This is a genomic window from Bathymodiolus thermophilus thioautotrophic gill symbiont (genome assembly GCF_003711265.1).
In the GTDB taxonomy this organism is placed as follows: Bacteria; Pseudomonadota; Gammaproteobacteria; order PS1; family Pseudothioglobaceae; genus Thiodubiliella.
This window is the reverse complement of sequence record NZ_CP024634.1, coordinates 13224-35063: the sequence shown is the minus strand read 5'-3', so window position 1 is coordinate 35063 and position 21840 is coordinate 13224. Positions and strand designations below refer to the sequence as shown.

The window sequence follows — 21840 nt, the reverse complement described above, 5'->3', positions numbered from 1 at the left end:
AAATTGAAAATTCTATGAAATACTAGATTATCAAGACCAATGGTTGCGCACCAAGAAAACATAAAATTAAATCAAAAAATTTAAGAGATTTTAGACTAGTAAAAAATGTTGTTTTCAATTGTCCTTTCACCATATTGCGACTAAGGTAAAATCAAGCGTTATGAATTTTATTGATTTATTCTCGGGGGCTGGAGGTCTGTCCGAAGGCTTTATTGGCTCTGGCTTCAATCCAATTGCACATGTTGAAATTGACGCACACGCCTGCAAAACGATAGAGACAAGACTTGTGTACCATCAGCTCAAAAAAAACAGCGGTATGAAATTCTATAATGATTATATTTTAGGAAAAATAGATCGAAATAGTTTTATTAAAAAACATGACAATAAAAATCATTCTCAAACAGTTATTAATGCAGACATTATTAATAATTTAGAAATTTTTAAAAAAATTGATGGATTGTTAAAGTCCCAAGAAGTGGATCTAATTATTGGCGGGCCTCCGTGCCAAGCCTACTCGTTAGTTGGCAGGTCTAGAGATAAAAACAATATGTCCAATGACCCGAGAAACTTTTTATACAAAGAATATGCAAAATTTTTAAAACATTATCAGCCAAAGGTATTTGTTTTTGAAAATGTTATGGGACTTGTAACTGCTGGAAAAGGGGGTTATTTTAAAAACATGCAAGCGTATTTTAAAAGAATTGGCTATGAACTGAATTACACAATTCAAAATTCTGAGGATTTTGGCGTTCTTCAAACAAGAAAAAGAATTATATTAATTGGCTGGAGAAAAGGTCTAAATTTTAAATATCCTGAATTTGAGGTTAGTCGACATAACCATACACTTAAAGATATATTGTCAGATTTAAAAAGACTAAAGCCAGGTGAGCAAAATAATATCACTAATTATATTAACAATGGTAATAACTACTTAGATCAATTTAAAATTAGAAATGGCATTGATTTTGTTTCTCAACATGTTGCTAGAAATCACAATAAAAGGGATTTAGAGATTTATAAAATTGCAATCAAAAAATGGCTAAATAAAAATGAAAGATTGAAATATCCAGATTTACCCAAATACCTCAAAACACACAAAAATGAGAAGTCGTTTTTAGATAGATTTAAAGTTGTTGACTTAAATGGTTTGTCGCATACAATGGTTGCACATATTTCAAAAGACGGACATCATTATATTTATCCAGATTTAAAACAAATTCGCTCCCTTTCGGTTAGAGAAGCAGCAAGAATACAATCGTTCCCAGATGATTATTATTTTGAAGGTGGTAGAACCGCCGCCTTTAAACAAATTGGAAATGCCGTCCCTCCTTTAATGGCAAAAGAAATCGCATTAAAAATTAAGCAACAATTACAATAATATTATGAAGCCAAAAGCATTTAACTTTGAATTTTCTCCCAATCTCATTGCCTTATTGGGGGAGCAGCTTATTCATGATAAAAAAATAGCTGTTTCAGAGCTTGTTAAAAATGCTTATGATGCCGATGCCAGTAAAGTAGAAATTGAAGTGATAAATGACCAAATAACTATTGAAGACGATGGCTCCGGTATGGACATAAATACTATTAAAAATGTATGGCTTAAACCGGGCATTAGTTCAAAAAAAAATATTCAAACAGGTGTTTTGACGCCGAAATATAATAGGATGCCGATTGGTGAAAAAGGCGTTGGGCGCCTAGGATCGCATAAGCTAGGAAGTTTAATCACACTGTATACAAAATCAGACAATCAGGAGATATATTTGCATATTGATTGGAATGAATTGGAGAAATCTGCTTCTTTATCTGATATGCCACCAATAGATGTTTTGGAAAACAAAACAAATGAAATTCAAGGTAAATCAGGTACAAAGATTATCATTGAGCAATTAAAGGAGAAGTGGGCAGATAAAGACATAGAACAGTTATCTTGCGACTTAACCAACTTAATCGCACCTTTCTCCAGTCAAAATAACTTTAATATTATCTTAAAAAAAGACAATGAGTTGTTTCACAATGATTTAAAAGAACAAGCAGAAAAAATTAAACAAAATGCTCTTTTTAATTTCAACATAACAATTAACAATGGCTTTATTTCTAAATTTAATTATCAATTCAAACCTTGGCTAGGGTTGGATAAAGTTGACGCAAGAAAGATAAGTTTGCCCGATGATATTAATCTCTTAAAAAACACCTTAGGTAAAAAACAAAAAGTACTTGATTTTGATAACGAATTAGAGATTTACGAAGGCCTAAACATTGGGGAGATAAATTTTTCAGGATTAATTTATGATTTTGATAACATTTTATGGGGAGTGCAAGAGCAATTAAATACCAAAGAAAAGATAAGTACAAAAAATTATATTAAATTTAATGGCGGAATTAGAGTGTATAGAGATAATTTCAGAGTTTTTAATTATGGCGAACCTGGGCATGATATTTTAAATCTAGATGCGAGAAGAGTTCAAAGAACAAGTGGACAAATTAGTTCTAATCAAATATTAGCTTCAATTAGACTAAGCAGGAAAGAGAGTACTGGACTTATTGAAAAAACAAACAGAGAGGGGTTTGTTAACAATGCAGCCCTTGACGGACTGAACAATGCGTTAAATGAAATATTAAGGGTTGTTAATATTTTTCGTGAAAATGATAAGCAAAAAATTATAAAAACATATTTGTCTAAACCTGAAGATAGGGTGAGTATCGAAGGGAAGGTAGAAGACATGAGGCAAACTATTGTCAATTCAAATTTAAGCGAAGAGGCAAAAGAAAAAATTACAAATAAACTTCAAAAGTTTTCAAAAGACTTTTCCGAGGCAAAAAATATTTTTATGAATGCTGCAAATGCAGGTGTTAGTTTGTCAATTGTTGTTCACGAATTAGACAAAGTAATTAGTAATCTAAATTCAAACATCAAAGATAAAAACTGGGCTAAAGTTCCAGAAATTGCAAAGTACTTACAAACAACACTTGACGCTTATAAAGATACTTTGAGGGTGGATAAAAAAACCTCAATTGTTGGTATTGATGAAATTGTAAATAAGTCAATTTTTAATGTTAGCGCTAGATTTGCGTTTCATAAAATAGAAGTAATCACCGATTTAACAGAAGACCTAAGCGTTCCAGTTAAGAGAAATTTGATCATTGGCGTGCTGAATAACCTATTTGATAATGCAATTTATTGGCTAGACTACCAGCGCATCCAAAATAAAAAAATATTAATCAAGAGTTATGAAAAAGACAAGCAAATTCATTTGCTGGTGGCAGATAACGGAAAGGGCTTTACTATTGATTTTGACATTGCAATCACTGCTTTTATAACTGGAAGGAATGACGATAGCTCTATGGGTATCGGTTTGCATTTGGCAGATAAAATAATGGAAGCACATGAGGGGCTACTGACTGAAGGCAACCTTGAAGCAGGAGATTTGCCAAAAGAATTTAAAGATGGTGCAATTGTTAAATTGATATTTAGGAAATAGTACAATGTATGATATTTTATTTATAGATGATAAATTTGAGGAAATAAAAGAGACTTACTCAGATTTCCAAAATCAGCATGTTCGTTGTTTTTATTCTGATGGTGAAAATTTTTTACCTACTAGAGGTGATGCTAAAGAAAAACTGCCATTCAAAAACCTTAAATACATCTCTTTGGATTTGCATTTAGAGAACTTGGGGATAATCACAATAAAAAATAATAAAACTGCATTATCAACGCTAGCATCTATCATTGAAAGTTTCATTGATGACGGCAAAGATATTACTATTATTGCCAACACCAGCTTTCCAGATGAATTTGACGAAAATACTTTTTTTAGATATCTTGATTTTAAAAATAACCCGACAATTAAAAAGGAGGCAAAAGATAAAGACAAAACTTCGCTTTTACATGAAAATGCAGTAGAGATAACGAAACAAGCCCATCAAGAAATATTAAGAAATGTCATTATCCGTGAAGCCATTGAAGTTGAAAACTTAATTTATGAAAAAATACAAAAAAATTTTGCAAGCATTGCTTCAAAATTAAACAACAAGTCGTTAAAAGACATAGAAAATTCTACTTTTCAAAAGAAAATTCAATCATATAAATTAGCGTTTGGTGGCAACTTAGATAAAAAACTTAACGATGTAAGGAAACTAAGAAATAAATTTGCACATGGGAGTCCGCCAACTAAAAATTTACTAGATTTTTTAGAAGAGGTTACAGGTTTAAAAGGAAAAATTTAAGTTCGCCTTTCTTCATTCCCAAATTGTTTAGATAGTCCACATTGGGCAACATATCCAAATTATCCCCACGATACCCCTTATTTCTATACCATAGGAATGTTTGTTTAAAAAAAGTCGAAACTATAAAATACATGCAGGGCTATCGTAGAGTCTATCTTTAAAACAACCGAAGATTAGCGACAAACCAAACATAACAATACAAATCAAATAGTTATTAAGATTTTGCTGGCGATATGAGCAATAGCACCTGTAAATTTAGCAAAAAAAAATAAACCAGAGCCCAAACAAAAAGGCCACTAAGATAACGACTTTTTTTTATTTACCCGTTAAAAACTTAACGAATAAAACGGCGTTTTCTTCTGATCAGATAATAAGTACCTAATATCATCAATAAAATAAAGCCTATATCAAATCTAGCGGGTGCATTGGGGTTGTAAACACAACCGCCGCCACTGTTATTATCGGCACTACTGTCATCGACATTATTGACAACAGAGGTTGCTATTGCAATGGTGCTTTCAATGACGCCGTTGGCTTGGCCGGTGTTGTTGAATTGATCGCCGTCGGTGTCGTTTTCACCGCCGTCTTTGATGGTGAGTTTAAGGCAGGTTGCACCTCGGGTTAACTTGGTTTGCCAAACGACATTATCAGTGCAAGTTGTGCTTTTTTTGGATGCAATTACATTGCTGGCGTTAACCACAAAACTAGACCAACTATTGGTTGTTAACGAATATTTGCGCAACTCTGCACCTGCGGGGAGAGGATTAGCAAGTTCGATAATCACTTTAGCGGAGCTACCAGTGGCGTTTAAGCCTTCGACGACATAGTCGTAAATATCGCCAGTGGCTGGTGTATCTTTGGTGATATCGCTCATGCCATTATCTGCTCTATACTGTTCCATTTGAGCAAAGGTTAAGTGCCCAGAATCTTTACCCATGATGCCTAATAATAGTCTGGTGCCTGCTAGGCTGGTGATTTTTTTATTTGTTCCTGCGGGCAGTTGGTTGTTGCTGCTTTCTGATTCTTTGTTATCAGAAACACCGTTGCTATTTTCATCAGCCCAATCGACAGGATGACTTTCAACTAGTTTAAGTTTCAAAACTCTTGTTGATGACAAATTACCATCTGTAATCTTTAATTTAATGGTTTTGGTACCAACATCCAGAAAACTGGGGTTAAAAACAAAAGTCGCGCTATCGTTAGTATTTATATTAAAAAAACTGGAACTGCTCCAAGCATAAGTCCCTACGCTTATTATAGCGCTGACGGTAACATTACCGCCATTTTTACTAATTAACTGACCTTTGTTACCACCTTGGGTTACGGTGAATTGACTAATAATTGGTGCGCTGATAACCATAATTCTAAAACTTTTGACTTGGCTTATAGTGCCATTATTGACGGTGATATTAATGGGGTATTCGCTTACAGTGTCGCTATTAAAGTTGATTTTTAACTTGTTGCCAGAAATTTTAAAATAGTCATTTTTTTCGATGCTGTAGGTTAAATTGCCATCTATATTGGTTGCAGACAAGGTGCCAACAACATCGCCAATAGCCACACCGATTGCAATGCTACTGTTGGTTAAAGAAATAGCGATTGAGGCATTATCATTGTTGATAGCAATAGTAATTGTGGCAGTTTTTTCTTCTGCGTCGTCACCAGTGATTGTGGCTGTGACTACGAGGGTGTAGATTGAGGTGAGCCCCTGTGCCAAGCTTTTTGCTAGTTGGATCGCCCCTTCGTTATTGATTTTAAAGAAGCCGTCGTCATTACCTTCAGCAATAGAATAGGTTATTTGTCTTGTGGCAGTGGCACCTACATTGATAATGTCGGCATCTACAGATATATCTTTATTGATGCCAATGTTTTGATCGTTGATAATGAGGTTGTTTTCGTTGATGTTATTGATGGCGATAGTGATGTTTTTTTCGGTGGAAAAATTGGTGTTACTGACTTTCAAAATTAGGCTGTAAGAAGCTCTATCTTCGTAATTGGGTGGACTTTTAAAGGTAAGGATGTTGCCATTAAGGTTGAACTTGTCTTGGTCATTACCTGAGATTTCGTAAGTTAGGCTTTGCGTTTGGTCAGTAACATTGGTGGTAATGGCAAGGACTGTGCCAGTCATATTTTCATCAACACTGATGTTGGTATTAGTGATGTCGGCACTAGTGATGCTGACACTAGTGGTGTTGGTAGTTGTAGCAATAACGAATGTTTTTGTATCGGCGTTTTTAGCGCTGTCTGTGGCAGTGATGTCAACTGAGAGTTCATGCGCCTCACTGGTAACTTTGTTGATTTTTAGTTTATTACCAGTAATTTCAAAATCACTATCAACAACACTAAAGACTAGGCTGTCATTATCTGAGTCTATGTCGGTTGCGGACAAAGTGCCTATAACGGTACCAATGGGCGCACCGAGTACAATAGATTTATTGCTTAGGGAGATGTTGGTAGGGGCAGTATCATCAAGATCAACAATGGTGATGGCTATTTGAGCGGTTTTATTGTCTGTATTAGTACCTCTAATTTCGACAATGAGGGTGTAATCTTGTGCAGTTTCGTAGTCTAGGCCTAGGTTTTTGACTCGGATTTGCCCTGTGTTGTCAATTTTAAAGAAGTTGCTGTCGCCTCCAACGATGTTGAAGTTTGTTATTGCGCCCGAGGCAACTAGGGGGTCGCCGATTGGGGTGCCAACAATTGCGTTTTCGTCGACGATTCGGGCTTGGTTATAGATGCTGATATCGTCAACATCGCCAATATTAATGGTAATTTTGGCGGTTTTGCTTGCTGCATCATTGCCAGTAATTTCGATTGTGAGACTGTAACTTGATAGAGTTTCGTAGTCTAGTTCTGCTTTTGCTACTCGAATTTGTCCACTGTTGTCGATTTTAAATACATCGCCTGTGTTACCAGCGACAATACTGAAGAATGTTACTTCTCCTGTGGTTTGCAGGGTGTTGCCGATTTTGGTGTCTACGACTGAGTTTTCGTCAACAGATCGGGTTTGGTTGTTGATGCCAATAGTGTTTTCAAAAATATTCTTGACGAAAATAGTAATTTGAGCGGTCTTGTCTTCTGCATCAGGGCCTCTAACACTGACTGGAATAACATACTTTTTGTCAGAATTTTCTGTAACTACTATAAAAGGTTGCATATTATCATAGTCTATTGCTTTTGCTACTCGAAGTTGCCCTCCGTTGCTAATTGCAAATTTAGAGATGTCTAAGTTTTTTACCCGGTCTATTTTCTTAGAACTGTTCTTTTCTCTGAAAGCGCCAACGACAAAAGATGTTATTTCACCTCCAACGATTAGGGGGTTACCGATTGTGTCGCCTATAGGCATGTTTTCGCTAATAAATCGGGTTTGGTCAGCAATAACAATGGTGTTTTCAAAAACATTGTCAATGGTAACGGTAATGGTTTGCTTGACATTTTTGTTGCTTGCATTGCCTATGGTGGCTTTGATTTGAACGGAGTAGGATTTTGCGTCAGTTTCATAATCTATGCCAGAGCCATCGAAGGTTAGGGTGTTGTTGTTGAGGGTGAATAAACTGCTGTTATTGGTATTTTCGACAATACTAAAAGTAGCGTTGATATTATTGGCGACAAGGGTGTGAACAAGGTCGGCGCCTTCGTCGACATTAAACTCACCATAGGATAGCATTCTAATGCAATTTTGATGACAAAGAGAAAAATCAGGAAAATGATAACGACCATAATCTACAAAAAGATCGCTTATATACTCTCTCGCACTATTACCCCAGTACGAACTATATACAGTCATTATATCGGCAGTCAATATATCGGCATTATCCATATCAACAAATTCCTCTACATCCATATTCCAAATAGCGGAAAAACCGTTCTCATCTGGATTGACAGCGGTTACCGTTCGATATGGAACGGGGCCTTTGCCTGGCACATAGCCTACATAAACTTTTTCATTGGCTTCCATGTGTAAGTAATACTGAGACATCGAAGTAAAATCCTTAACGGGCTGGTCATGCATAATGGTAAGCGTCTTTAAAGCTGTTCTCTCAATATTGAGAACCTTGGGTCGATCGGCAAAGGCTTGTGAGGCAAATAAAACCAATAAAGTGGCAATAATAAAGCGATTAAGTGTGTTCATAATAAATTCCTAATTTGATGATTTGTGGTTATTTTTTGTTATTTTTGTTGCTAAATAATGGCGAATAAAAGTGGCGTCGTAGCGAGTGGTAATGTGGCAGAATTAGCCTGTTTGGTCGAGGATGAATTGATAGCAAGAGACAAATGTTTGGAATTTTTTTTGGTATGTATAAAAAAATTTGATGCATAGAAGAATTTTTGCAATGCATGGGAAAAGTTTTCGATATATAGTGAAGAGGTGAAAATAAATGTGAAAATATTTTTTTCAACAATTGTAAAAAAAGCAAAAAAACCTCGGTTAACGAGACTGATAGTTAAGACAAAGAAATGAGGGTTTGTTCGGTTTGAATTAAATCCAGATGTTTCTAAATTGCGGCATGATGTGGTGTAAAGTATAATTGTGTTCATGAATATTTTATAATTTGAGACCCTTGCATAAACATAAATAATCATCAAGAATCCATATTTATGCAAAAGTCTTAACTTGTAACCGTATTTCAACTTAAGTGAGCAATTATGTCATAAAAATTAATGACCGTGCCTTTCTTTTGTTATTTAATTTTCTTAACACAGTTTCTGCCTGTCATCTCTACGCTGTGCGTGGGACGGATAAATTGAGCAATAAAAACATGGTGATAATTAAAGCCCTACATTTAGACATAAATATTAACCAAAGGCCAACTTTTATTCAACACCCGTGCTTAAAGCAGGGTCTCACAATTAGGGCAAAGAAATGGAAGGGGTGGTTTGAATTTGTTAAATTTCGATGTGTGGTATATTGGTGCCTTAGGATTGTTTTTACTGGGGTTACGCCTCTAATCTAGTTGCTTCCAACTGAGTGTTTTGGTTGCCATAAATGGTACGATAGTGCTGTTGGCGAAGGGGTAATTGGCGGGTATGACCCAGTCTTGCTTGTGGAGTGTGATGGTTTGTGTGTTATGAGGCAGGTTATAGAAGTCTGCGCCGAATTTAGAGGCGAAGTTTTCTAATTTATGTAGGGCATTTTGGCGTTCAAAAACTGTGGCATATAACTCAATGGCGCAATGGGCGGTAAAAATGCCAGCGCAACCACAAGCGGATTCTTTGTCAGTTGTGGCGTGTGGTGCGGAATCAGTGCCAAGGAAAAATTTAGCATTGCCGCTGGTGGCAGCGGCTAATAGTGCGGATTGGTGTGGATTTTTGCGCTTTAGAATGGGCAGGCAAAAATAATGGGGCTTAATACCGCCTACTAGCATATCGTTTCTATTGGCTAATAAATGATGGGGGGTGATGGTTGCGGCGATTTTGTCATGACTGGCTAGGACAAAATCAACGGCTTCTTTGGTGGTAATGTGCTCGAAAACGATTTTTAATTCAGGAAAATCGTGTACCACTTGGCTTAATATTTCATCAATAAATACGGCTTCACGGTCAAAAATATCTACATCGCTTCGGGTTACTTCACCATGTAGCAAAAGGGGCATACCAAGTTTTTGCATGTATACCAGTGTTGGGTAAAGTTTGGTGATATTGGTTACGCCATTGTCCGAATTAGTCGTTGCGCCTGCGGGGTATAACTTGGCGGCTACAACATTATTATCGAGTGCCTCTTGAATGTCTTTAGGTGTGGTGTTGTCGGTTAAATATAGAACCATTAGCGGGTTAAATTCGCTGTCTTTTGGCAAGGCGGATAAGATTTCCTGTCGATAAGCGTGTGCTTGGGTGGCATTGGATACGGGTGGGTTTAGATTGGGCATGATGATGGCTCTGCCCATTTGAGCTGCCGTCATACCGACGATTGATTTTAATGCTGCGCCTGAGCGTACATGCAGGTGCCAGTCGTCTGGTTTAATGAGGGTAATTTGAGTTATGTGTTTTTGCATTTTTTACTTAAAACCTGTGTGATTAAATTTATTTTTATTCTTTAGATATTTTCTTAAGTTATTGTTTTAGTTATGTTTTTAATAAAATAATGTCTAAAAAATGTCTAAAAAATGTCTAAAAAATGTCTAATTTTTAGAGTTAGACATCTTCCATAGTTTGCCAAAAGGACTTATCTTCTTTTGCTTTTTCAAACTTTGTAAGTTGTTTCGGACCTTGTTCCTTTTCTGCTGCGGATTTAATACATCAGGCAACTTATCCAAAAGCATCTCTTCAAAATCTTTCCGATTTCCGCTTCCAAATTTCCTTAAAAAATCAAGTATCATTTTTTGACAATATTCATTATCAATGCCCTTGTGCTTAATATAAGAAGGTTTTTCTCCTATTGATTCTGCAATAAAAGATGAAATATGGAAATTGGGTTTGCGCCCTTCAATCAGTTTCTTACTCCTTAGCATTTTAATTTCAGCATTCAGCAAAGGTGTGCCTTTTGCCACTTTATCCAACAAAATAATGTCTTGCAAAGTTAGCTCATTTTTCGATTGTGCAAGTCTGCGTGCATAGCCAACATCAACTACTTTGCCAATAATTTTAACCTTAACTTGATTGTTGTCTAAATCATAACTTGGCAAAGGGAAAAACTTGTTTTTTTGCAAAACAAACATTTTTTTAATACCACTGCCAATGGTGTCAATCATACCTAAACCAACCATAGCGCTTGTTAAAAATGGATTGCGATAATATGTTTCTGGTGCATCTGCTGCCACTACCTTTTCCACATATCCGGGAATAAAAGCGCCCGAATTAACAAAAGTCAAAATACCGTCCTCACGCTCCACCAAATTGATTTTCCCACCTAGTGTGTAGTCTTGGTGTGCAATACAATTATTTAGTGCCTCACGAATGATAAAGGGATCAAACTGATCTACTTCATCAGGAAATAAGGTACCTTCGGGTAAATAGCGGTATTTTAGATTTCTGATTTTGGCATAAACTTGATTAACGCTTAGTAATAACGGACAGCCAAAATGCCCATAATCTTTTTCAATGTTGTCTCTATCTTTTAGTATCCAAGTGATTTTTCCTACGGCAGGGCTAATAAGGTGTTCAGATTCTGGCTTTCCAAGTAACAATATAGCCGTGTTGGTGATTTTTCCTTGGGAGGTGATTTTGGCTTTGTTTAAAAACTTTATGTCGTCCCATTTTTCTATTTCCAGCGTTGGGTTTTTAACCTTAAATTGTTTTCTTGCTTCGCTGATTGCCTCAACAGAAAGGTCGTCAATTGTAGCGCGCTCAACAACTTCTTCACCCCAATCAGGCACATAATTTTGCAGCCTAATGCGCTCCCTTTCTTGGTTGTTTAATGCACTTAAACTTGAGCCATCTCTACCATAACAATGCCCCTTCCAATCAACTGGCATACCTTTTGGTGCAGGAGGAATTTGCAACATTAACACCTGTTTTCCCTCGATATTAACACGACGGGTGTTTATAAAATTGGATGTTGGAGAGGTGTTATTTGCAATCTCCTGCTTATATTCATTTAAAGTGCTATCCGTAATTTTTGTGCCAGAAATATGGTGTTCATCATCAATGCCAAGAATCAACCATGCACACTCTTTATTAGCAAGATTTGCTTCATTACTTAATGCGGAAAAATATTTACCCAATTTGTTTTTATCAAAATTTTGCCCAGCAGTCTTAAACTCCAGTATTTCAGTTTCTGCATTAGTGCGAAGTAGCGTTTTTAATGTATTTAGCATACTTCACCTTTGTGTTGATAAATACCGCCTAAAATGCGTGTGTTGCGAGCGCCTGTTACTGAGGGTAGGTTTGAGGGTGAGCCTGCTAAGGTTTTTTGGGCAAAAAAACCGAATGCGGCGGCTTCTACATAGTCTGCGGATACGCCTAAATCATTGGTTGATGTTACTTTGTTGTTGGGGTTTTGTTCCACTAGGCGTTCAAATAAAAACAAATTATGCACACCGCCACCACATAAATACACATTAGCGCCTATGGGGATGCTTGCGGAAATGCTTATTACGGTTAGCTCCATGAGTGTTCTTTGCACATCTTCGGGGGCTTCGTCGCCATCTAGGTAGCGTGATAACCAGTTTAAATTAAAATATTCTGGACCTGTGCTTTTTGGGTGTGATTGTTGAAAATAATCATCAGCAAGCATTGCAGTTAATAAAGTTTTGTCCACCGAGCCAGTGCGTGACCAAAGTCCATCACGGTCGTAATCTAGATTTTTATGCTGTTTTATCCAGTTGTCTAGCAGGGTGTTGGCAGGACCTGTGTCAAATCCGATAACTTGATTGTTTTTGACAATGGTGGTATTGGCGATACCACCTAAATTAATGACAACGCCGTCTTTTTCATCTAACAAATGTTGATGATAAAACGGCGTAAGTGGCGCACCTTGCCCGCCGGCAGCCACATCTTGCATGCGAAAATCAGCCACTGTGGTAATACCTGTTTGCTCAGCAATCAAAGCGCCGTGTCCAATTTGCATTGAGTAAACGCCGCCTTGGTGGAAAATAGTTTGCCCATGTGAGCCAATTGCTTGAACGCTTGTAGCGCTAAGTTTTAATTGTTGTAACAAAGTATTTGCCACATTGGCAAAACAGTGTGCCACTTCAATATCAATCTGGGCAAGATTTGCCAATGAAGTAGTTGAATTTTGGGTAAGTTTTAACAGGTTTTGTTTTAACTTATCGGGATAGGGCAAATGCGATTGGGTCAATATTTTTTTACCCAATTCATCAACAATAACGCCATCAACACCGTCCATGCTGGTGCCTGACATAAGTCCAATATAATAATTGGGGGGGTTAGCCATGGCAATTTTTGTATTTTTTGCCAGAGCCACAAGGACATGGGTCGTTGCGGCCTACTTTTGCGCCAATGCGTTGATAGGTTTGTGGGTGGTTGTCGTCGGTTTCGTTGTTTGTAGTGATGACTTCTTGGGGCTGGATGGGCTCTTCTAGGAGGGTGTCGTGGGTTGCTGAGGCTTCTTCGTTATTTTGTTGCTCGATGTCGTCGGCGCTACTTTCTGCATTCAGGGTAACGCTTGAAAGTGCTTTAACAATTTCAAGGTCAATGGTGTCTAGGAGTGCTGTGAACATGATGAAGGATTCGCGCTTGTATTCTTGAGTTGGATTTTTTTGTGCGTAGCCACGCAAATTGATGCTTTGGCGTAAGTAATCCATGGCGGCTAAATGCTCCTTCCAGAAGTGATCTAAAGTTTGTAGCATGACTGCTTTTTCAAAATCACGCATCTGTTTGCTGCCAATAATTCCTTCCTTGTAAGTAAAAATCTGTGTCAAGCCTTGCTCAACTCTGGATTCTAATTCATCTACATCTACGCCTTCATCCAACCATTCTTGTATAGGGAAATCTGCGGCATAATCTGATTGTAGGGCGTGGTGTAAGCCTTCAATATCCCAGTCTTCTTCGGTTTGTGCAGTCGAAATATAATTGCTGAACAAGTTGCTGATAACGGTTTTGCGCATGGCAATAAATCTATCTTGCACATTGTCAACGCTCATCAGTTCATCACGCAATCCATACACAACTTTACGCTGGTCATTGGATACATCATCATATTCTAAGAGATGTTTGCGGGAATCATAATGCATACCTTCGACTTTTTTCTGTGCGTTTTCAATGGCACGATTGACCATTTTATGTTCAATTGCTTCGCCTTTTTCCATGCCCAGTCGTTGCATCATTGTTGCCATTTTTTCACTGGCAAAAATACGCATTAAATCATCTTCTAACGACAGGTAAAAACGGGTTGAGCCGACATCACCTTGACGGCCTGAGCGACCGCGTAATTGATTATCTACACGGCGTGATTCATTGCGTTCGGTGCCGACAATATGCAATCCGCCTGCTTTAATAACTTCATCATGTTGCACTTGCCAATCGGCTTTTTGCTTATCTGTTGTTTCTCCTTCTAACTTACCGCCCAGTACAATATCTGTGCCTCGTCCTGCCATATTGGTGGCAATAGTCACTGCGCCAATACTACCTGCATTGGCAATAATTTGCGCTTCACGCTCATGCTGTTTAGCGTTCAAAACTTCGTGTTTAATTTTTTTACTGGTGAGTAATTCTGAGATTGCCTCAGAGTTTTCAATGCTACTGGTGCCGACTAAAACGGGTTGTCCTATCTTTTGACAATTTTCTACATCTTTGGCGATTGCTTCTAATTTTTCACCCAAAGTTAAATAAATTTGGTCGGACATATCGTTTCGTGCAGAGGGCTTATTTGACGGGACAACTGTGGTTTCTAAATTATAAATTGCTTGAAATTCAACCGCCTCAGTATCTGCTGTACCGGTCATACCTGAGAGTTTGCCATACAATCTAAAATAATTTTGGAAAGTAATGGATGCCAGTGTTTGGTTTTCTTTTTTAATGCTCACACCTTCTTTGGCTTCAATCGCCTGATGCAAACCTTCAGACCAGCGACGCCCCGGCATGGTTCTCCCTGTAAATTCATCAACAATAACAACTTCATCGTCATTCACAATATAATGATCGTCTTTATGAAACAACATATGGGCACGCAACGCCGAATTAATATGTTGCATCAATAAAATATTGCTGGCATCATACAAACTCGCACCTTCTGGCAAAACGCCCGCATTGATTAGCAGTTCTTCTGCCTTATTGTGTCCATCGTCGGTTAAAAACACTTGCTTGTTTTTCTCGTCAATTGTGTAATCGCCAGCCTTTTCAACCACCACTTCTTTGCCTTCGCCAGTTTCGATTTGCTCAGTAAAACTTGGAATCATTTGGTTGGTTGCTTGATAAATCTCAGCATAATCATCTGCTGGCCCAGAAATAATGAGCGGCGTTCTCGCCTCATCAATCAAAATAGAGTCAACTTCGTCAATAATAGCAAAGTTAGGGCTGCGTTGCACTTTTTGCTCAGTGGTAAACGCCATATTGTCTCTTAAATAATCAAAACCTAACTCGTTATTAGTGGCATAAACAATGTCGCAGTTGTAAGCATCTTTTTTGTCTTCTGGTGGCATATTTGAAGTAACAATACCAACGCTCAACCCTAAAAACTCAAATACTTTGCCCATCCACTGAGCATCACGCACTGCTAAATAATCATTCACAGTAACAATATGAACACCTTTACCGGTTAATGCATTGAGATAAGCCGGAAGTGTTGCCACCAAAGTTTTACCTTCACCTGTACCCATTTCTGCAATGTTGCCGTTGTGTAATACCATGCCACCAATCATTTGCACATCATGATGCCTAAGTTCTAAAACTCTAACGCTGGCCTCACGCACAACTGCAAAGGCTTCTGGCAATAAAGAATCTAATGTTTCTTGGTTTTCAACTTTTTGTTTGAATTCTTGTGTTTTGGCACTGAGCATTTTGTCATCTAGTGCTTGCAATGCGGGCTCAAATGCATTAACGCTTGCAACTGTTTTAGTCAGTTTTTTTACCAATCGGTCATTGCGAGAGCCAACAACCTTGGCTGCCAATTTATTTATAATATTCATTAAATTTATTGAAATATGATTTTAAAAGTGGCTCCATTTTACTCGCAGATGTTATGATATACACCATTCTTTAATGCATTAGCATTCTTTTTTGATTTTTAAGGTATAAATGTCTAAAAAAATAACAAATTTAGCAGGTTTTACCCCACAAGGTGCGTTGGGACAAATGTTTGCACGAGCTAGAGCGCTGAACGAACTTAATCAGCAACTCTCAGCGTACCTGCCAGAAGCCTTTAAATCGCTGTCTTTATGTACTATTGACAACAATACCGCCACCTTTGTTACCCACAATCAAGCGCTGGCTTTTCGTGTGCAAAAACAACCTGATGTTTTGCTAAATGCACTCAAACAGGTGGCACTACATACAAAAATAGAAAAAGTGATTGTTAAAATTGATTTGCATGAATATTAAAATATTTATATTATTTAAAGTTAATATACATTATAATTATTGGGTTTTTATTTCAAAAATAAAATAACACTTATTCATACAGGAAATAGTAATCTTATGTCAGAACAAACAATAGACCTTAAGAAAAGACGCTTTCTAACCCAAGCTACAAGTGTAGTTGGTGCAGTTGGTGTTGGCTTTGTGGCATGGCCGTTTTTATCCACTTGGAATCCTTCTGCTAGAGCCAAAGCTGCTGGCGCACCCGTTGAGGTTAACATCAAAAAACTTAAAGAAGGGCAATTGGTTCGCGTATTATGGCGCAAAAAACCTGTTTGGATTTTTAGACGCGACAAAACCACACTTTCAAATTTAAGCACTTTAGACGGTATATTAACCGACCCAAGCAGTTCAGAAACCTCTCAACAGCCAGAATACGCTAAAAATATTCATCGTTCAATAAACCCTGAGGTTGCCGTGATTGTTGGTGTTTGCACTCACCTTGGTTGTTCACCAACTTACCGTCCAGAACTTGGTGCAGCCGACCTTGGTGGTGATGCTTGGAAGGGTGGGTTTTACTGCCCATGTCATGGCTCTAAGTTTGACTTGGCAGGTCGTGTTTATGCAGGCGTTCCGGCACCGACTAATTTGGTGATTCCACCTTATCATTTTGTATCTGATTCGTTAATTCAAATTGGTGTTGACCCAAAAGCATAGGAGCAAATAATGGACAATAATAAAAACTGGATTGATCAAAGATTTCCGTTAACTAAAGTTTGGAATGAACATTTGGCAGAATATTACACGCCAAGAAATTTTAATTTTTGGTACTTCTTTGGCTCGTTAGCCATGTTGGTACTGGTAATGCAAATTGTTACTGGTATCTTTTTAACCATGCACTTCAAGCCTGATGAACTACATGCTTTTGCTTCGGTTGAATACATTATGCGTGATGTAAACTGGGGTTGGTTAATTCGTTATCTACACTCAACAGGTGCATCAGCGTTCTTTGTTGTCATTTATCTGCACATGTATCGTGGGTTGCTTTACGGCTCATACAAATCGCCACGAGAGTTGATTTGGATTTTAGGTATGATTTTATACATTGCACTAATGGCTGAAGCATTTATGGGCTATGTTCTGCCATGGGGTCAAATGTCCTATTGGGGTGCACAAGTAATTATCTCACTATTTGGCTCCGTTCCCTTTATTGGCCCCGACTTGTTGGTGTGGATTTTAGGCGACTATGCTGTTGGTGACCCAGCGCTAAATCGCTTCTTTTCATTACATGTGATTGCCTTGCCGCTTATCTTAGTTGTATTGGTATTTTTGCACATTGTAGCATTACATGCAGTTGGCTCAAACAACCCAGATGGTGTTGAAATTAAAAAGAATAAAGACAAAAACGGCATTCCAAAAGACGGCATTCCATTCCACCCATACTACAGCGTTAAAGACATTGTTGGTGTGGTAGGATTTTTGATGATTTTCTCTGCTGTGGTATTTTTTGCACCCGCAATGAACGGTTACTTCTTAGAGCATGCCAACTTTATTGAAGCCAATCCATTGCAAACCCCTAGCCACATTGCGCCACTTTGGTATTTAACACCTTTCTATTCCGTATTAAGAGCCATTCCACCCATGTTTGGATCGCAATTCCCAGGTGTTGTTGGTATGTTTGCAGCGTTATTAATTTTATTGGCTCTACCGTGGCTGGATCGCTCTAAAGTGAAATCAATTAGATATCGCTCAGCACCATATAAGTATGCCTTAGGTATCTTTGTAATTAGTTTTGTTTGCTTAGGTTATTTAGGTATGCAGTCAGTAACGCCAATGAATGCCTTGTTAGCGCAAGTTTTCACTGCAACCTACTTTGGCTTCTTTATCTTAATGCCATGGTTTACTTCTATTGGAAAAACCAAAGAAGTGCCTAAAAGAGTAACGGGGAAATAAAATGAAAAAATTATTAACAACGACAGCGTCTGTCTTAGCGGGCTTAACCATCTCTTTCAATCTTTTAGCAAATAGTGAAATACATCTTGACCACGCTGATACAGATATCAGCGATCAAAAATCACTGCAAAATGGTGCGAAATTGTTTATGAATTATTGCTCAGGTTGCCACTCAATTTCTTTTATGCGTTACAACCGCATTGGTAAAGATTTATTTTTAAGCGACACAGTCAAGGCTTATGAGCAAGCAAAAGCAAATTTGTTAGACAAAAAACCATTAAGTGTTGCTGATTTACAAGCACTTGCAAATGCAGTTGACAACCCTGTGAAAGATGCTAAACAAGCAAAAACATTACTTGACAAGCTTTCCGCTAGTCAAATTGAAGAGAACTTAAGTAAGGCAACCGACAAAATAGTTGAAAAAGACCTTATATTTAACACAGAAAAAGTTGGCTCTCCAGTAGTTGCGGCAATATCGGAAAAGGGGGCGAAAATTTGGTTCGGTTCAACGCCGCCCGACTTGTCTCTGGTTGCTCGCTCTAAAGGTACCGATTGGATTTACACCTATTTGCGTAGTTTTTACAAAGACGACACTCGTCCCTTTGGCGTGAACAATAAAGTTTTGGCCAATGTCTCTATGCCAGATGTCTTATGGTATCTTAAGCAGAGCAAATCAACACCAGAATTTAACCAAGATGTGCGTGACATTACTAACTTTTTAGACTATGTTGGCGAACCTGCAAAATTGATACGCGTTGACTTAGGTTATAAAGTATTAGGCTTTTTATTCATCCTCTTTATTCTTTCTTATTTATTGAAAAAAGAATATTGGAGAGATGTTAAATACGGTAAATGGAAGGCCAAGGACTAATTAATCTCATTTTTTAATACAAAACAGTGTTTCAATAAGAAATACTGTTTTTTTTTATTTCCAAGGACAAATATTATGATAAGCAAACCAAATCCATCTTCAACCATTCTTTATTCTTCTAACGATGAAATAGAATCACATACAGTGCGTTTTATTATGGCAGAAAAAAACATCGAAAGAGAAGTGGTGGTTTTAGAAGTCGAAAAAATGCCTGAAGAAATTTTAGAGCGTAGCCCCGGTCAAACACTACCTACTTTATTTGACCGTGGTATCGTTTTATACGATCTTTCGGTAATTATGGAATACCTAGATGAACGCTTTCCTTTCCCACCATTGTTGCCAGTTGACCCGATTGAAAAATCAGAAAAACGCTTACTTATTTTTAGATTTACAAGGGCTTCTGACAGTTGGTTTAAGCAGGTTAAAATTATTGAAACTGGCAATGAAAAAGAAGCCAATGCAGCCAGAAAACTGCTTAAAAATAGCTTGATTGAATTGGTGCCTTTATTTGAATACAAAACTTTCTTTAAGAGCGATGACATGACAATTGTTGATGCTTGTTTAGCGACATTATTATGGCGTTTGAAAAAACTTGATATTGACTTAGGTGCGCCCGGAAAGGCTGTTACTGAGTATGCAAATCATCTATTTACAAGAAGCAGTTTTAAAGAAAGTTTGACCGATTGCGAAAAAGAATACAACTAAACATCATTTAACTAATGGCAGGTAACTTATGACTTCTGTAGCGCCTTATCTTGTTAGAGCTTATCATCAATGGATGGAAGATTCTGGGCTAACGCCACACATTTTGGTTGATTGTTCAGAATCAAATGTTGTGGTACCAAAACCTTTTATTCAGCAAGGGAAAATTGTACTCAATATCGCCAATCATGCAACCAATGCCTTGGTTATAGATAATGAATCGATATCCTTCAAAGCACGCTTTGAGGGGAAATCCCATGATATTTTCGCACCCATCAATGCGGTTTTAACTATTTATGCGGGTGAAAATGGTGAAGGTATGTTTTTTGAAAAAGATCAAGTGCCGCCAAAAAAAGAGCAAAAAAAGCCAACTTTAACTATATTAGATTAACGCCATCACCTTGGTGTTAAAGTTGCCTATTTTGTTTTGATTGAAAGTTACCACTTCAATATCTGTATAAGCCTTCAACGCTTCTTCGTTACCTAAGTCATTAGGTGTAATTTGGTTAAGCACCAACATAACAATATTCAATTTGTGTTTTTTGGCAGCATTGATGCTCAATAATGCTTGATTGATGGCACCCAGTTCATCTTTGACCACGATTACCACTGGTAGTTTTAGTGCCAATGCTAAGTCACTGTTTAATGCTTGTTGTGCAATGGGGGAATAAATGCCACCTGCACCCTCAACCACAACAAAATCATCATCATTTATGGGTTGCACCGCATCAACTAAATCTTGTAATTTAACAATAATACCTTGCTCTGCACTGGCTTTCTCACCACTCACACAGGCTTCAAATCGAAATTTGCACACAGCACTGATCGGCTCTGGATTTGCACACAAATTGTTCAGTAATACCGCATCTTTGGGCATTAAACCATCAGCGGTTTTTATGCAATCGCTTTCAATGGGTTTTCTTGCCACAACCGTGTATTTCACACTCAGTGCTTTAATGATATAACTGGCAATCAAGGTTTTTCCCACATTGGTGCCGCTACCGCTAATAAACAATCCTTTCATAGTCTGTGATTTTAACAGTAAAACCCTTCTCCTATAATCCAAAGATAGCAGCCACAAGGTCAACACCTCCATATTTGGATTAAAAGGTATAATAACACCCATACAAATTTAGTAAGCAAATAACTACAAATACAGTAAAAGCAATTAGGTAACTATAAAATGAATGAAGAGCAAGCCTCGAAAGCACATATTAGCGATATTTTAAAAACGAAATTCTGCGGACTTTCGTTAAATTCGCCCATTGTTCTTTTGTCAGGCTGCGTTGGTTTTGGCGAAGAATACACACGCATTGATGGGTTTTCTAACGCTGATGTGGGTGCAATTTGTCTAAAAGGAACAACCTTGGAACCACGCCTTGGCAATGCCCCTCATCGAGTAACCGAAACACCCAGTGGTATGATTAACGCCATCGGTTTACAAAATCCTGGCACAGATGTCGTCATTAACGATATTATGCCAAATTTAGATAAAACTGAAACTCGGTTTATTATCAATATTTCAGGCTCATCAGTAGAAGAATATGGCGAAATTACCAAACGATTTGACGACACCGATATTGACGCAATAGAAATCAATATCTCCTGTCCCAATGTCAAAGAAGGTGGTGTCGCCTTTGGCAACGACCCTGATATGTCTTATCGTGTGGTTGATATTTGCAGAAAAAATACCACAAAGCCGATTATCACCAAATTATCACCCAATCAAACTGATATTGCTTTCAGCGCTCAACGCTGTATTGATGCAGGCACCGATGGCTTGGCAGTCATTAACACACTGATGGGCATGGCAATTGACACCAAAACCAAAAAGCCAATTATTGGCAACAACCAAGGGGGGTTATCAGGCCCTGCCATTAAGCCCATTGCACTGTTAAAAGTCCACCAAGTTTACCAAGTGAGCAAACACCACAATGTGCCAATTATTGGACAAGGTGGCATTATGACAGCCAATGATGCAATAGAGTTTATCATTGCTGGTGCATCCACTGTTGGCATTGGCACAGCACTGTTTTACAACCCATTAATCTGCCATAAAATCAACGAAGGCATTGCCCAATACTTAATAGACAACAAACTGGATAATATCGATAAATTAATCGGCACCTTGGAAGTTAACACTTTCAATTCACCTTGTAACCCAAAATAAAAAA

General features: G+C 37.7%; 17 protein-coding genes. 11 read left to right on the top strand and 6 right to left on the bottom strand.

The genetic code is table 11. The annotated features are described in order from the left end of the window. The first annotated feature begins 160 nt into the window (after nt 1-160). The 3 genes from MS2017_RS00140 to MS2017_RS00130 are packed head-to-tail and all read left to right on the top strand — an operon-like array spanning nt 161 to nt 4227. The gene (locus MS2017_RS00140) at nt 161-1378 is read left to right on the top strand and encodes a DNA cytosine methyltransferase (RefSeq protein WP_122950875.1); all 1218 of its coding nucleotides are present in this window, start codon (nt 161-163) and stop codon (nt 1376-1378) included. A 4-nt stretch (nt 1379-1382) separates the two neighbouring features. Next, the gene (locus MS2017_RS00135) at nt 1383-3479 is read left to right on the top strand and encodes an ATP-binding protein (RefSeq protein WP_122950874.1); all 2097 of its coding nucleotides are present in this window, start codon (nt 1383-1385) and stop codon (nt 3477-3479) included. Nucleotides 3480-3483: 4 nt separating this feature from the next. After that, nucleotides 3484-4227 (top strand): hypothetical protein, encoded by a 744-nt coding sequence (locus MS2017_RS00130; protein WP_122950873.1) that lies wholly within the window; start codon nt 3484-3486, stop codon nt 4225-4227. Between the two features lie 334 nt (nt 4228-4561). Here MS2017_RS00130 and MS2017_RS00125 read toward each other — a convergent pair whose 3' ends face one another. After that, nucleotides 4562-8359: a cadherin repeat domain-containing protein gene (locus MS2017_RS00125; RefSeq protein WP_122950872.1), complete on the bottom strand. Its 3798-nt coding sequence runs from the start codon at nt 8357-8359 to the stop codon at nt 4562-4564. 57 nt (nt 8360-8416) lie between these two features. On the opposite strand from MS2017_RS00125, the gene MS2017_RS11750 reads away from it, so the two are divergent. Continuing rightward, nucleotides 8417-8548 (top strand): hypothetical protein, encoded by a 132-nt coding sequence (locus MS2017_RS11750; protein ID WP_277424489.1) that lies wholly within the window; start codon nt 8417-8419, stop codon nt 8546-8548. A 625-nt stretch (nt 8549-9173) separates the two neighbouring features. On the opposite strand, the gene pyrC is transcribed toward MS2017_RS11750, so the two are convergent. From pyrC to secA, 4 genes are all read right to left on the bottom strand, one after another. Then, nucleotides 9174-10220: a dihydroorotase gene (gene pyrC / locus MS2017_RS00110; protein ID WP_122950869.1), complete on the bottom strand. Its 1047-nt coding sequence runs from the start codon at nt 10218-10220 to the stop codon at nt 9174-9176. Nucleotides 10221-10346: 126 nt separating this feature from the next. Then, a complete protein-coding gene (locus tag MS2017_RS00105) occupies nt 10347-11981 on the bottom strand; it encodes an RNA-binding domain-containing protein (RefSeq protein WP_122950868.1) in 1635 nt (544 codons plus the stop codon). Continuing rightward, nucleotides 11975-13060, bottom strand: coding sequence for an anhydro-N-acetylmuramic acid kinase (locus tag MS2017_RS00100; RefSeq protein WP_122950867.1), 1086 nt, complete (start codon nt 13058-13060; stop codon nt 11975-11977). Before MS2017_RS00100 ends, MS2017_RS00105 begins: the two co-directional genes overlap by 7 nt. Next, on the bottom strand, nt 13053-15752 hold the full coding sequence (secA, locus tag MS2017_RS00095) for a preprotein translocase subunit SecA (protein ID WP_164707539.1): 2700 nt from the start codon (nt 15750-15752) through the stop codon (nt 13053-13055). Before secA ends, MS2017_RS00100 begins: the two co-directional genes overlap by 8 nt. A gap of 109 nt (nt 15753-15861) precedes the next feature. On the opposite strand from secA, the gene MS2017_RS00090 reads away from it, so the two are divergent. The 6 genes from MS2017_RS00090 (at nt 15862) to MS2017_RS00065 (ending at nt 20057) form a co-directional block, all read left to right on the top strand. Further along, a complete protein-coding gene (locus MS2017_RS00090) occupies nt 15862-16164 on the top strand; it encodes a hypothetical protein (RefSeq protein WP_122950865.1) in 303 nt (100 codons plus the stop codon). 96 nt (nt 16165-16260) lie between these two features. Beyond that, nucleotides 16261-16857 (top strand): ubiquinol-cytochrome c reductase iron-sulfur subunit, encoded by a 597-nt coding sequence (gene petA / locus MS2017_RS00085; protein ID WP_122950864.1) that lies wholly within the window; start codon nt 16261-16263, stop codon nt 16855-16857. Between the two features lie 9 nt (nt 16858-16866). Then, the gene (locus MS2017_RS00080; RefSeq protein WP_122950863.1) at nt 16867-18093 is read left to right on the top strand and encodes a cytochrome b; all 1227 of its coding nucleotides are present in this window, start codon (nt 16867-16869) and stop codon (nt 18091-18093) included. A gap of 1 nt (nt 18094) precedes the next feature. Further along, nucleotides 18095-18964, top strand: coding sequence for a cytochrome c1 (locus MS2017_RS00075; protein WP_122950862.1), 870 nt, complete (start codon nt 18095-18097; stop codon nt 18962-18964). 75 nt (nt 18965-19039) lie between these two features. Next, nucleotides 19040-19669 carry a glutathione S-transferase N-terminal domain-containing protein gene (locus tag MS2017_RS00070; protein WP_122950861.1) on the top strand — a complete coding sequence of 210 codons (630 nt, stop codon included), beginning with the start codon at nt 19040-19042 and terminating at the stop codon, nt 19667-19669. Between the two features lie 28 nt (nt 19670-19697). Then, a complete protein-coding gene (locus MS2017_RS00065; RefSeq protein ID WP_071564704.1) occupies nt 19698-20057 on the top strand; it encodes a ClpXP protease specificity-enhancing factor in 360 nt (119 codons plus the stop codon). On the opposite strand, the gene bioD is transcribed toward MS2017_RS00065, so the two are convergent. Continuing rightward, complete coding sequence (bioD, locus tag MS2017_RS00060) at nt 20049-20690, bottom strand: dethiobiotin synthase (RefSeq protein ID WP_122950860.1); 642 nt, start codon at nt 20688-20690, stop codon at nt 20049-20051. The genes MS2017_RS00065 and bioD overlap by 9 nt on opposite strands. A gap of 159 nt (nt 20691-20849) precedes the next feature. On the opposite strand from bioD, the gene MS2017_RS00055 reads away from it, so the two are divergent. After that, a complete protein-coding gene (locus tag MS2017_RS00055; protein ID WP_122950859.1) occupies nt 20850-21836 on the top strand; it encodes a dihydroorotate dehydrogenase in 987 nt (328 codons plus the stop codon). Nucleotides 21837-21840 lie beyond the last annotated feature (4 nt).